This is a genomic window from Rhizobium sp. 21-4511-3d (assembly GCF_053522545.1).
Genome location: NZ_JBNWCF010000011.1, coordinates 73,877 through 86,502 on the forward strand (window position 1 = coordinate 73,877; position 12,626 = coordinate 86,502).

Annotated in this window: 14 protein-coding genes; 5 read left to right on the forward strand and 9 right to left on the reverse strand. The window is 62.5% G+C overall.

The features are described from left to right. Positions 1 to 68 precede the first annotated feature (68 nt). A complete protein-coding gene (locus tag ACQZ5H_RS22745; RefSeq protein ID WP_449099068.1) occupies positions 69 to 929 on the forward strand; it encodes a DUF937 domain-containing protein in 861 nt (286 codons plus the stop codon). 86 nt (positions 930 to 1,015) lie between these two features. Here ACQZ5H_RS22745 and ACQZ5H_RS22750 read toward each other — a convergent pair whose 3' ends face one another. Further along, on the reverse strand, positions 1,016 to 1,312 hold the full coding sequence (locus tag ACQZ5H_RS22750; protein ID WP_112713106.1) for a DUF1127 domain-containing protein: 297 nt from the start codon (positions 1,310 to 1,312) through the stop codon (positions 1,016 to 1,018). Between the two features lie 203 nt (positions 1,313 to 1,515). On the opposite strand from ACQZ5H_RS22750, the gene ACQZ5H_RS22755 reads away from it, so the two are divergent. Further along, complete coding sequence (locus tag ACQZ5H_RS22755; protein ID WP_112713108.1) at positions 1,516 to 2,472, forward strand: LysR substrate-binding domain-containing protein; 957 nt, start codon at positions 1,516 to 1,518, stop codon at positions 2,470 to 2,472. Between the two features lie 3 nt (positions 2,473 to 2,475). Here ACQZ5H_RS22755 and ACQZ5H_RS22760 read toward each other — a convergent pair whose 3' ends face one another. From ACQZ5H_RS22760 to ACQZ5H_RS22775, 4 genes are all read right to left on the reverse strand, one after another. Next, positions 2,476 to 3,105, reverse strand: coding sequence for a TetR/AcrR family transcriptional regulator (locus ACQZ5H_RS22760; protein ID WP_130279002.1), 630 nt, complete (start codon positions 3,103 to 3,105; stop codon positions 2,476 to 2,478). A 196-nt stretch (positions 3,106 to 3,301) separates the two neighbouring features. Further along, on the reverse strand, positions 3,302 to 4,177 hold the full coding sequence (locus tag ACQZ5H_RS22765; protein ID WP_199626229.1) for a dienelactone hydrolase family protein: 876 nt from the start codon (positions 4,175 to 4,177) through the stop codon (positions 3,302 to 3,304). Between the two features lie 81 nt (positions 4,178 to 4,258). After that, positions 4,259 to 4,678 carry an MAPEG family protein gene (locus ACQZ5H_RS22770; protein WP_112713114.1) on the reverse strand — a complete coding sequence of 140 codons (420 nt, stop codon included), beginning with the start codon at positions 4,676 to 4,678 and terminating at the stop codon, positions 4,259 to 4,261. Between the two features lie 108 nt (positions 4,679 to 4,786). Further along, positions 4,787 to 5,542: an SDR family NAD(P)-dependent oxidoreductase gene (locus ACQZ5H_RS22775; protein ID WP_449099069.1), complete on the reverse strand. Its 756-nt coding sequence runs from the start codon at positions 5,540 to 5,542 to the stop codon at positions 4,787 to 4,789. Between the two features lie 98 nt (positions 5,543 to 5,640). Here ACQZ5H_RS22775 and ACQZ5H_RS22780 point away from each other — a divergent pair, with 98 nt between their 5' ends. Next, a complete protein-coding gene (locus ACQZ5H_RS22780) occupies positions 5,641 to 6,555 on the forward strand; it encodes a LysR family transcriptional regulator (protein ID WP_130279005.1) in 915 nt (304 codons plus the stop codon). Here the strand turns inward: ACQZ5H_RS22780 and ACQZ5H_RS22785 are convergent, their stop codons facing one another. Together ACQZ5H_RS22785 and guaB are read right to left on the reverse strand one after the other, a co-directional pair. After that, positions 6,556 to 7,107, reverse strand: coding sequence for a hypothetical protein (locus ACQZ5H_RS22785; protein WP_130279006.1), 552 nt, complete (start codon positions 7,105 to 7,107; stop codon positions 6,556 to 6,558). It lies immediately after the preceding gene. Positions 7,108 to 7,109: 2 nt separating this feature from the next. After that, complete coding sequence (gene guaB, locus ACQZ5H_RS22790; RefSeq protein WP_112713122.1) at positions 7,110 to 8,594, reverse strand: IMP dehydrogenase; 1,485 nt, start codon at positions 8,592 to 8,594, stop codon at positions 7,110 to 7,112. Between the two features lie 291 nt (positions 8,595 to 8,885). On the opposite strand from guaB, the gene ACQZ5H_RS22795 reads away from it, so the two are divergent. Continuing rightward, positions 8,886 to 9,497, forward strand: coding sequence for a class I SAM-dependent methyltransferase (locus ACQZ5H_RS22795; protein WP_449099070.1), 612 nt, complete (start codon positions 8,886 to 8,888; stop codon positions 9,495 to 9,497). 39 nt (positions 9,498 to 9,536) lie between these two features. Here the strand turns inward: ACQZ5H_RS22795 and ACQZ5H_RS22800 are convergent, their stop codons facing one another. Next, positions 9,537 to 10,526: an MBL fold metallo-hydrolase gene (locus ACQZ5H_RS22800; RefSeq protein WP_449099071.1), complete on the reverse strand. Its 990-nt coding sequence runs from the start codon at positions 10,524 to 10,526 to the stop codon at positions 9,537 to 9,539. A gap of 236 nt (positions 10,527 to 10,762) precedes the next feature. Between ACQZ5H_RS22800 and ACQZ5H_RS22805 the strand changes: the two genes are divergently transcribed. Next, positions 10,763 to 12,187, forward strand: coding sequence for a DHA2 family efflux MFS transporter permease subunit (locus ACQZ5H_RS22805; protein WP_449099072.1), 1,425 nt, complete (start codon positions 10,763 to 10,765; stop codon positions 12,185 to 12,187). A 1-nt stretch (position 12,188) separates the two neighbouring features. Here the strand turns inward: ACQZ5H_RS22805 and ACQZ5H_RS22810 are convergent, their stop codons facing one another. After that, a complete protein-coding gene (locus ACQZ5H_RS22810; RefSeq protein ID WP_199626222.1) occupies positions 12,189 to 12,572 on the reverse strand; it encodes a VOC family protein in 384 nt (127 codons plus the stop codon). Positions 12,573 to 12,626 lie beyond the last annotated feature (54 nt).

Consider the following 12,626-nt stretch of genomic DNA (forward strand, 5'->3'; position numbering starts at 1 on the left):
CCGTTTGCGCATTCCCATTTCCGTTTATAGTAGCGATTCAAACGCACTAGAGAGCGGAAGGACTGCCCATGCTGCCACTCTTCGACATGATGATGCAGGCGCAGAATGGCGCGGCGATGGATGCCATCGCCAAGCAGTTCAACCTCGCGCAGGAACAGGCGACCAAGGCGATGGCGGCGCTGATGCCCGCCTTCTCCGCCGGGCTGAAGCGCAGCACCGCCAATCCCTATGACTTCATGGGACTGATGCAATCGGTGGCATCCGGCAACTACGGCAAGTATTTCGAGGATATGAGCAAGGCCTTCACGCCGCAGGGCATCAATGACGGCAACAATATCCTGTCCCAGCTCTTCGGCTCCAAGGAGGTCTCCCGCGCCGTTGCCGCGCAGGCCGCCCAGATGACCGGCATCGGCCAGGAAATCTACAAGCAGATGCTGCCCGTCATGGCCGGCACGCTGATGGGAGGGCTGTTCAAGCAGTCGACCGGGCAGATGTCCTCGCCGGTCAATCCCTTCGTCAACACGGCGATGGGCGAAACCATCCAGGCCTGGCTCGAAAGCACCGGCTTTGCGCCGAAGCAGAAGGCCGCGCCCGAGCCAAGCATCTTCGACAATCCCTTCACGCAGGCCATGCAGCTGATGTTCAGCGTGCCGAAGCCCGAGCCGGAAAAGACGGCGGCCAACCCATTCCTCGACAATCCCTTCGCCAAGGCCTTCCAGGAAATGATGGCCGGCATGAGCCAGCCGCAGCAGGCCGCCAAGGCCCCGGAGCCACCGAAGGAAGAGGCCAAGGAGCCGTCCGAAAGCTACATGGACATGCTCAACACCATGTTCGACAGCGGCCTCGAAGTGCAGAAGAGCTACCAGAAGAGCCTGGAAACCATCTTCGACGCCTATCGTCCGAAGAGCCCGCCCTCCTCCAAGCCATAAAAAAACCCGGAGACGGCTGGGAAAGCCGGTCACCGGGTTAAGAGGCAGGGCTATTGGCTATCACCCTGCGGGGAAACGGTCCGCTCCTAGTCTATGTAGGAGCGGAAGATCGACAGGCGCCAGCGGCGGCGGGCCGAGGTCGTCAGGTGGGCCGACGGATCCTCGAAGAACGACGACGTCAGAAGGGCGGCGGCGATATCGGCGCGGGTGAGGCCGATATCCCTCAACTGATAATCGTCCAGTTCATGGAGACCGTTGATCGCTCTGCGATTGCGGTAGGCGCGAAAGAGAGCGGCCAGCGGAGCCATGATGCCCACGAGACGTGTGGACGTTGCCGGCTGCTTGGCACAGTCGAGTTCTAAAGTCTGGTCAATCATGCGCATCGAACTCTCCTTTCTTTCGGTCGCAACGATCCACCCGCCCCGCGAGGTCGAGCGGGACGGTGTGTGGATCGAAACTCAAGTCGGACAGAGCGGTCTCTGTCCTTCACTTTGCTTGATTTGCAGCCAGAAGATGCCAAAGCCCTATTGATCAGTCCAACGAATGTTTCTAATGGTTATTATCAGAGATCGTTATAGGTGAGCCCATGTCAGCGCCTCTTGATATTGACCAGTTGCAGACCTTCATCGCCATCGTCGACTCCGGCAGCTTCACCAAGGCCGCCGATCGCGTCTACAAGACGCAGTCTGCCGTCTCGATGCAGATGCGGCGTCTGGAAGAGCGGATCGGCAAGCAGCTTTTCATCAAGGACGGCCGCGGCAACCGCCTGACGGTCGAGGGCGAGAAGCTCCTGAACTACGCGCGCCGCATCATCCGCCTGAACAACGAAGCGATCGCGGCCTTCGACGACAACCGTCTCGAGGGCACGCTGCGCATCGGCACGCCCGACGACTATGCCGACCGCTACATGCCGGAGATCATCGGCCGCTTCGCCAAGACGCATCCGAATGTCGAGCTCTACATCGTCTGCGAACCCTCCGTCGATCTCGCCGAGCGGATGCACAAGGGCGAGCTCGATATCGCGCTGGTGACGCATAACCCGCGCGAGCGCATGTCGGATGTCGTGAGAACCGAGCCGCTCTGCTGGGTGGGCTCCGCCAACCATCCGATCCGCGACGATGCGCCGGTGCCGCTTGCCGTCGGCCGCCGTGATTGCCAGTGGCGCCAGCTTGCCTGTTCGGCGCTCGATGCCGTCGGCCGCGAGCACCAGATCCTGTTCACCAGCTGGTCCTGCACCGTGGTTGCGGCCGCCGTGCTGGCCGGCATGGCCGTCTCCGTCATGCCGGAATCGGCGTTGCGCACGGGCATGAAGGTGCTGAGCCAGGCAGACGGCTTCCCCGCCCTGCCCCCGGTGCAGATCGGCATCATGAAGCGTCCCGGCGTTTCGATCTCGCTGATGAATGCGATCACGGCGCATATCACCGCCTGCCTCGACAACATCACGCCTGCCGTCGTCGACGACAATCTGGAGGCCGATGTGAAGAGTGCTTACGCGCGGAACTTCCCGCGCCTGAAGGCCGCCAACATGGTGCCGAGCTGGTAAGCCTCAGCTTACCTCTACGAACAGGCAAGCGCGGATGACGCGCTTCCATTCTTCCAGCATGCGCTCGGCGAGCGCTTCCTCGCTCTTGACCGCGAGGCGGATCGAGGCGCCGATCAGGTGGCTGAAGAGATAGGTGCGCGCCTGCATGTCGACCGCTTCCAGCTCCGGCGCGACGCGCCTGACGGCATCGAGGAAGATGTCGGCGACGCGGTTGCTGTGTTCGATATTGAGGCGCAACAGATCCTGGTCGGTTTCCGTGCCCATCCAGACGCCGAGATAGGTCGGGTTGTTGCGATAGGCATTGTAATACCAGTCGATCATTCCCTCGATCAGGGTCAGAGACTCCTCGAGCGACTGGACGCCGGCAAACATCTTGGCGGTCTTGGCCTGCACCTCGCTCGCATGACGGTCGAAGAGCGCTTTGACGATCGCCGCCTTTTCCGGGAAATACTGGTAGACCGAGCCGATCGGCACCTTGGCGGCAACCGCAAGCTCGGTCATGCGCATGGCGCTGACGCCCTTTTCGGCGATGATTTCGGCAGCGGCTGACAGGATGAGATCGAAACGCTGAATGCTGCGTTCCTGCTTGGGCTTTCGGCGAAGGCCGATGCGATCCACACTGTCTACGCTCATTTCACCCCCGTATTTTTATGAATGAGCGGCGGTGTCTGTTTCAAACCGGCGCATGCGAGCGATATGGCATGCAGCCCTTCATGCGCCGTAAATGGAAAGCATCGCATTTTAACGAACTGTCAAACTCCACAAAAATCGGGGCGCGCGGCCCCGATTTTCCATGTTTATCCCTGTGGATTTCCAATCGATCGCAAGATCAGGCGAGGTTCTTCTTCAGGAATTCGACCGTACGACTCCAGGCCAGATCGGCGGCCTTCTTGTCATATCGCGCCGAGGACGTATCGTTGTTGAACGCGTGATTGACGCCGTCATAGACGAAGATCTGGAAATTCTTGCCATTAGCCTCGAGCGCCTTCTTGTAGTCGTCGATGCCAGCATTGATGCGATCGTCGAGGCCGGCATAGTGCAGCATCAGCGCCGCCTTGATGGCGGGCACCTGATCAGCCTTCGGCTGGGCGCCGTAATAGGCGACACCGGCCTTCAGCTCCGGCGATTTGGTGGCGAAGTTATTGACGGTGCCGCCGCCCCAGCAGAAGCCGATGGCGCCGACATTGCCGTTGGCGTCGGGCAGGCCCTGCAGGTATTTGAGGCTGGCTTCGGCATTGGCCGCGGTGGCGGCTGCATCCAGCTTGCCGAACATCTCGCGGGCCTGATCCTCATTCTCCGGCGTACCGCCGAGCGGCGAGAGGAAATCCGGAGCGAGCGCAATGAAGCCTTCCAGCGCCATGCGGCGGGCGACGTCGCGGATATGCGGATTGAGGCCACGGTTCTCGTGAATGACGATGACGCTGCCGAGCTTGCCGGATGCATCCTTGGGCTGAACGAGATAGCCCTTCATTTCCCCGGCGCCGCCGGGATAGGTGACATCGGCGGCCTTCAGCCTGGCGTCATCGGCGGAGATAACTTCGGCGGCCGCCTTGTTGGCGGCCAGCATCGGAGCGATCACGGCTGCGGCCCCCGCCGAGCCTGCGAGCTTCGACAGCTTGTCCATGAAGCCGCGCCGATCCAGCGTCAGATGCGTGTATTCGTCATAGGCGTTGATCATCGCCTGGGTGATTTCCGGCTTGTCCATGTGGTTCTCCTCTTCCCTACCCGGGGCTTTGCCCGCTGAGGAAGATAGGTCAGCGCACAACGCGCGGAGAACACATGTGCGTTACCCGCTGAAGGCCATCCAGCCGACCAGCCATCCCCACATGCCGATCAGCACGACGAAGCCGGCGGCGAACAGCGGGCTGCGGATGCGCAGGCGGTTGCTGGTGACGTGGACATAGGCATGCGCATAACGCAGCGCGACGAACACCCAGGCGGCGACGTCCGCCGGGATGTTGTCGGCTTCGGTGATATAGAGAAGGATGCAGCAGACATAGAAGAGGATCGGCAGCTCGAACTGGTTGGCGATGCAGTTCTTGACGAACAGGCTTTCCTGCGGCTCGACCCGGTTTTCGCGGTATTCGGATATCCTGACCTTGCCCTGCTTCACCATCTGGCGGCGGCGATAGCCGAGCAGACCGTAGAGGATGAAGACCAGCGCGACATGGGCGACGATAGGCCAGAACATCTCGAAACCGGTCATGTGGGCATTTCCTTTCCGCTTCTTCGAATTTTTTCAGAGCAGTAAAGGAAAACATCCGGCGTTGCCAGACGAATGCCCGCCGCGAAAGGCCGCAGCGGGCAAACGACGTCAGACCTGGGCGATGCCGCCGTCGGCGAAGAGTTCTGCGCCAGTGACGAAGCTGGAATCGTCGGAGGCGAGGAAGAGTGCTGCAGCGGCGATTTCATCCGCATGGCCGACGCGGCCCATCGGGACCTGCGAGCTCAGGTAATCGAGCAGGCCCTGCTGTTCGGCCTTGCCGGGACCGGCGAGCTCGACGAGACCGGTCGTTTCGGTCGGGCCTGGGCTCAACGTGTTAATGCGGATGCCGCGGCCCTTCAGATCGAGGATCCAGTTGCGCGAGAAGTTGCGGATCGCGGCCTTCGAGGCGGCGTAGACGCTGAAGGCTGGAGTCCCCGTAGAGCCTGCGGTGGAACCGGTCAGGATCACGGAGGAACCGTTGGCGAGCAGCGGCAGCGCCTTCTGCACGGTGAACAGCACGCCCTTCACATTGCGGCCGAAGGTATCGTCATACTGCTCCTCGGTGATCGCGCCGATCGGCGCGAAGGAACCGCCACCAGCATTGACGAAGAGCACGTCGATGCGGCCAGCCTTTTGCTTCACCTCGGTATAGAGGCGGTCGAGCTCGTCGAGCTTCGAAGAGTCAGCTTGGATGCCCGTGACATCGCCGCCGATTTCGCCGACGGCCTTTTCCAGCACGTCGGCGCGGCGGCCGGTGATGAACAGGCGGGCGCCTTCGGCAGCGAAGCGCTTGGCGATGGCAAGGCCGATGCCCGAGGTGGCGCCGGTGATGACTGCGATCTTTCCATTCAGTCTCTGTGTCATGGTGTGTCGTCTCCTTTGTGCGACTGAACAGAAGATATGGACGGCAAGATCGTTTCGGAATAGAAAGAAAAGCAATCCATCATTGCAGAAATGAAACGATGAAACTGCCAGACTTTGAAGGCTTTGCGATGTTCGCCAAGGTGGCCGAGGAGCGCTCCTTTGCGCGGGCCGCCAAGGCGCTCGGCGTCTCCACGGCGACGGTGTCGCGCGGCGTCAGCCGTCTGGAGGAGCGGCTGGGAGCGCGGCTCTTCAACCGGACATCGCGACAGCTGTCGCTGACCGAATTCGGCTCCCGCCTTGCCGACCGGGCGTCGCGGATCTTCTCCGAGGCAGAGGAGATCGAGAATGCGGCGCGCGAGCTCTCCAGCCGCCCGCGTGGGCTGATCCGGCTGGCGGCGCCGATGTCCTTCGGCGTGCGCTGGCTGGCGCCGATCCTGCCGGATTTCTTCGAGCAATATCCCGATATCAGCATCGATCTGCATATGAGCGATGCGAGCACGGATCTCGTCGGCGAAGGTTTCGACGCGGCGCTGCGGATTGCCGTGCTTCCAGATTCCTCGCTGGTAGCGCGACGCTTGGCGCCTGTCTCGCCCTTCATCGTCGCCGCACCCTCCTATCTCGAGCGATACGGCTGCCCACAGCATCCGCGCGATCTCGAGGCGCATCATCTGATGGGCTATGCCTATCGTCCGCGCCAGGACATCTGGCGGCTGAAGAGCCGGGAGGGAGAAGAGATTTCCATCACCCCGAACGGGCCGTTGCGGGCGACGAATTCCGAAGCGCTCATTCCGATGGCGCTGCGCGGTCTCGGCATCTGCGAGCTTCCCGAGTTCATGGTGAGCGAGTATCTGGCGGACGGGCGGTTGAAGGCGATCCTGACCGATTGGACGCTGCCGAGCGGCGCGCTCTATTTCGTCACGCCCTCGGCGCGGTCGCGACCGGCAAAGATCGAGGTGCTGGCGGAATTCTGCGCGGCGCGGCTGACAAACCCGCCCTGGCGCTGGCCGCGCTGACTACTCGGCCTTCGGGCCGATGCGGATCAGCACGAAGCGGACGATGGCGATCAGCGTGACGGCGAGTGCGGCGAATTTGAGCTTGGTGAGCCAGGGAAGTGCTGCTGCGGCGATGGCGGCCGATGCGCTGTCGCTGAAGGCCGTCAGGCTTGCGAAGTTCTCGCCGTAGTCGGCCAGCGCATAGAGGATCGGCAAGGCGCAGACAGCCTTGACCAGGGCCGGATGAACCGGACGGCCGAAATAGCGGCTGCCGGTGTCGAGCTTAAGGATGACGGTGAGGAGCAGCATCGCGAGCAACGCCGGAAGCACCAGTTCCGGGCCGAGATACATGGCGCGAAGCATATCGTGCGCCACCGGATTGCCGTTGAGCAGAACCTGCATGGCGGCAACGGTCGCCTCGTCATAACCCGCGACATAGGTGTCGAGCATGGCGCGGCCGGTTTCGTGCTCAAACGGCAGCACGAAACCGAAGACAGCCCAGCCGAAGGCGGCAAGGCTGAGGATGGCGAGCAGCCAGATGATCCAGGCGGGTATCCGGCTGCCTGCTTCCATGATCAGACGCCGGAGCCCGGATAATTCGGGCTTTCGCGGGTGATCGTCACGTCATGCGGATGGCTTTCGCGCAGACCGGCTCCGGAGATGCGCACGAAGGTCGCGCGCTCCTGGAACTCCTTGATGTCCTTGCCGCCGACATAGCCCATGGCTGCCTTCAGGCCGCCTGCGAGCTGGTGGACGACGCCCGAGACCGGGCCCTTGTAGGGCACCTGACCTTCGATGCCTTCCGGGACGAGCTTCAGGGTGTCGCGCACTTCGGCCTGGAAGTAACGGTCTGCCGAGCCGCGCGCCATGGCACCGACGGAGCCCATGCCGCGATAGGCTTTGAAGGAACGGCCCTGGTAGAGGTAGACTTCGCCCGGGCTTTCATCGGTGCCTGCGAGCAGCGAGCCGATCATGACGGCGGAGGCGCCGGAGGCGATCGCCTTGGCAACGTCGCCGGAGAACTTGATGCCGCCATCGGCGATAACCGGAATGTTCTGCGCCTGCGCGGCTTCAACGGCCAGCATGATCGCCGCGAGCTGCGGAACGCCGACGCCGGCGACGACGCGCGTGGTGCAGATCGAGCCCGGGCCGATACCGACCTTGACGGCGTCCGCACCGGCATCGATCAGCGCCTTGGTGCCTTCCGATGTCGCGACGTTACCGGCCATGACGCGGACCGAATTGGAGAGCTTCTTGACGCGGCCGACGGCTTCCAGAACGCGGGCCGAGTGGCCGTGGGCGGTATCGACAACCAGCAGGTCGACGCCGGCATCGATCAGGCGCTCGGCGCGCTCGAAACCATCTTCACCAACGCCAACGGCAGCGGCAGCACGAAGACGGCCCTGTGCATCCTTGGCGGCGTTCGGGTTGAGCTGTGCCTTTTCGATGTCCTTGACGGTGATCAGACCGACGCAGCGGCCTTCGCCGTCGACGACCAGCAGCTTCTCGATGCGGTGTGCGTGCAGCAGGCGCTTGGCTTCCTGCTGATCGACGCTTTCCTTGACCGTCACGAGGTTCTCGCGGGTCATCAGTTCGTAGATCTTCTGGCTCGGATCGGAGGCGAAGCGGACGTCGCGGTTGGTGAGGATACCGACGAGGCGGCCGGACTTTTCGACGACCGGGATGCCGGAGATCGAGTACATCTTCATCAGCGCCAGCGCATCGGCCAGCGTCGCATCGGGGCCGATCGTCACCGGATTGACGACCATGCCGCTTTCGAACTTCTTGACCTGGCGGACCTGCTCGGCCTGCTCGGCCGGCGTCAGGTTCTTGTGGATGACGCCGAGACCGCCGGCCTGGGCCATGGCGATTGCCAGGCGGGCTTCGGTGACCGTGTCCATGGCGGCGGAGATGATCGGGATGTTGAGTTCGAAGTCGGGAGCGAGGCGGGTGGCAACGCTGGTCTGGCCCGGCAGAACCTCGGAATGACCGGGCTGCAGCAGCACGTCATCGAAGGTGAGTGCGTCCAATCCGGTTGGCGTTTCAATGATGCGAGCCATGGCCAATTTCCTTCAATTAAGAAAAAATGCGACCCCACCCGGAACGAATCGTCCGCACCGGCGGTGTGCAAGGGTTGCTTTGGAAGTTGGCGAGGGCTGGTAACACGTCTATGACAGGATGGGAATAGCAAAACGCGAATGCCAGCCGCGCGTCCAGGGAATAGGACGGAACGGCCTATTCTGACGTCCTGCAGCCTTGTTTGGCGCACCCGGCTTTCCCATGTCTCCACGGGCTGGACTGCATTTTCTTCAAGACGTCATACTTCCACCCTTCAAAGGAGCCTGCACGCCGTGAACCCCACCTGCACCTGCACATCGTCAGATACGTTCGTCTTCCTGCGCGCCTGGCTGCGCAATCCGCTGCGGGTTGCCTCCGCCATTCCCTCGGGCCGCTCGCTCGGCCAGTTGATCACCCAGGAGATCGATCCGGCATGCGGCCGGGTGATCGAGCTCGGACCCGGCACCGGCGTCTTCACCCGCGCCCTCATCGGCCGCGGCGTTGCCGAGAGCGATCTGGTGCTGATCGAAAAAGGCCGGGAATTTACCGGCATGCTGGCAGAGCGGTTTCCGCAGGCAGCGATCGTGGAAAGCGATGCGGCGAAGATCGGCCAGCTTGAACTTGGCGGTCCGGCTGGCGCCGTCGTCAGCGGGCTGCCGCTACTCTCCATGCCGCCGCGCCAGGTGATGAGCATTCTTGCCGGCGCCTTCAGGCATCTCGGCAATCAGGGCAAGTTCTACCAGTTCACCTACGGGCCGCGCTGCCCGGTGCCGCGGCCGATCCTCGACCGGCTGGGCCTGAAGGCCGTGCTCGTCGGACGGACGATCCAGAACTTCCCGCCGGCTGCGGTCTACCGCATTTCCCGGCGGAACCCGCTGGCCTTCTGGCAGCGCAACGCGGATTGAAATGGGCGGGAGCGGTGAGAACCGCTCCCGCTTTCGTCATCAGATATCGAACTGATAGCTCTTCGGCACAAAGCGGTAGCCCGCGCCCTGCTTCTCGACGAAACCGACGGCCGGGAACGGCATGTGATAGCCGAGGAAGGCGATCTTGTCGGTGGCGATCAGGTCGAACACCTTTTTGCGGGAAGCCGCAGCTTCCGCCTTGTTCATGTCGAAGCGCACTTCCCATTCCGGGTGCAGCAGCGACAGGATGTAGTGGTTTGCGGTATCGCCGGTGAAAACCATCTGCTTGTTGTCGGACTGCGCATGGAAGACCATGTGGCCGGGCGTATGGCCGGGCGCCAGCATGGCTGTGATGCCGCTGACGACGGAATCGCCTTCTTTGATGAAGGTGGTCTTTTCGGCAAACGGGACGACATTGGCGAGAACCGCCTTGTGGCCGCCTTCGGCCGGCGTGCCTTCGCGGGCCTTGTCCGTCCAGAAGTCGTATTCCGCCTGTCCCGCGACGTAGCGGGCATTCTTGAAGGCGGGAGCACCGTTCTCCACCATGCCGCCGATATGGTCGCCGTGCATATGGGTGAGCGCCACGACGGTGACGTCATCGGCCGAGTAGCCGGCCGCCTTCAGCCCATCCTGCAGCTTGCCCATGCCGCGCTCGCGGGCGCCGGCGCCGAAGCCGGTATCGACGAGGATCACATCCGATCCGGTATCGATGATGGCGGGCGAATAGCTGTTCACGAACTTGTCGCCCGGCAGGAAATTGTCGGTCAACAGCTTCTTGACCGATTCCGGATCCTGATTGGTGCCGAAGGTCTCGAAGGGCTTTTCCAGCACGTTGCTGCCATCGCGGATGGCGGTGATCTTGAACGAGCCGAGCTTGAATTGATTGATCTCTGGCAATGCCGTCGTCATCTTACCTGTATCTCCAGTCGCGGCCGCCTGGGCCGTCGTTCTTAAAATGGCCGGCGCTGCCAGCAGGCCAATGCCTGCGGCAAAAAGTGTGCGCCGCTTCATCCCCAATGAAACTGCCATATATGGATCCTCCGGCAATGTGCGATCTTTTCGCACCCATCCCTTGTGAATTCGCCGGGATTTCTAGCCCCGGCGGCGTAAGCATATGTCAATCTTGAAAGGAGAAGTTGCCGAACAAGCCGTCTCACGCAGACGTGAAGCAGATGTGTAAACTTCGGCGTTTCCGGGATTGGCAGAAGCCGGCACCGGGACTAAACAGCACCCGCCCCCAAGACCACCATTCAAGGCTTTCGCCTATGAACCGCATTGTTCCGCTGATCCTCGCCGTCGCTCTGTTCATGGAGCAGATGGACTCGACCGTCATCGCCACCGCCCTCCCAGCGATCGCCAATGACCTCCACGTCAACCCGATCACCCTGAAGCTGGCGCTGACATCCTACATGGTGTCGCTCGCTGTCTTCATTCCGATCAGCGGCTGGATGGCCGACAGGTTCGGCGCCAAGAACATCTTCCGCCTGGCGATCTGCGTTTTCGTCGTCGGCTCGATCTTCTGCGCCTTCTCCTCCAACCTCGTCGAATTCGTCATTGCCCGCTTCCTGCAGGGCATGGGCGGCTCGATGATGACGCCGGTCGGGCGCCTGGTTCTCGTCAGGACGACGCAGCGAAGCGATCTCGTCTCGGCCATGGCGCTCCTGACCATCCCGGCGCTGGTGGGGCCTCTTGCCGGGCCGCCGCTCGGCGGCTTCATCACCACCTATTTCAGCTGGCACTGGATCTTCCTGATCAACGTGCCGGTCGGCTTTGCCGGCGTTTGGCTGGCCACAATCTTCCTGCCGCATGTGGAGGCGACGAGGCCACCGAAACTCGATTTCATAGGCTTCATCCTGACTTCGGTTTCGGCCGCCGGCGTGGTGTTCGGCCTGTCGGTCGTCAGCCTGCCGGCATTGCCGCCGATCATCGGCATTGCCGCCACTGTCATCGGCCTCATCTGCGGCTGGCTCTATGTCCGCCACGCCAGGAGCCATCCGGCGCCGATCCTCAATCTCGATCTCTTCAAGAACGCGACGTTCCGCGCCTCGACGACGGGTGGCACGCTGTTTCGCATCTGCGTCGGCGCCATGCCCTTCCTGACGCCGCTGATGCTGCAGCTCGGCTTCGGCCTGACGCCGTTCCAGTCCGGTCTCATCACCTTCTCCGGCGCGATCGGCGCGATCACCACCAAGTTCATGGCACGGCGGGTCTTTGCCGCCGTCGGCTTCCGCTCGACGCTGCTGACCGCTGCCTGCGTGACCACGGTCGTGACCGCCGCTACCGGCTTCTTCACGCCCGAGACCCCGCATCTGGCGATCGTCATGATCCTGCTGATCGGCGGCTTCTCGCGCTCCTTCATCTTCACCGGCATCAATGCGCTGGCCTTTGCCGACATCAAGGATTCGGAAGCCAGCCAGGCGACCTCGATGAGCTCGGTGCTGCAACAGATCAGCCTGGCGCTCGGCGTTTCCGTCGCCGCCATGATCTTGGAAACCTGCATCTATTTCCGCGGCGAGGCCCTGCAGGTGGCGGATTTCCATATGGCCTTCTACGTGATCGCCGCATTGACGATCATCGCCATGATCCCGTTCATCCGCATGGACAAGAATGCGGGCGCGCTGGTCTCCGGCCATCGCGGCAAGCGCGTGGCGCCTGCCGTCATGGAAGCCGAGCAGCCGGCGGTGAAATAGCTCACTCCGGCTGTTCGCAGACGGCGCTCAGCTTGTTGCCGTCCTGATCGCGGACATAGGCGGCGTAAAAATCGGCATGGAACGGGCGAAGGCCCGGCTTGCCTTCATCGACACCGCCGGCAGCGATCGCCGCGGCATAGAAGGCATCGACATCGGCCCTCGATGCCGCCGATAGCGCCACCATGGTGCCGTTGCCTGCCGAGCCACGGCGGCGGTTGAAGGGCGTGACGATCCACAGGCGGCAGCGGCTATCGCCATCCGCCGAATAGCCGATTTCTTCTTCCGAATAGCGCTGGCAGCGATAGCCGAGCAGCGGCAGCACGGCGTCATAGAAACGCCGGGCCCGCTCGACGTCATTGGTTCCGAGGGTCACATAGAGAAGCATAGGTCGATGGCAGTCCTGTCTTGGGACTGTCATAATCGCCCGAGATCCCTGGAA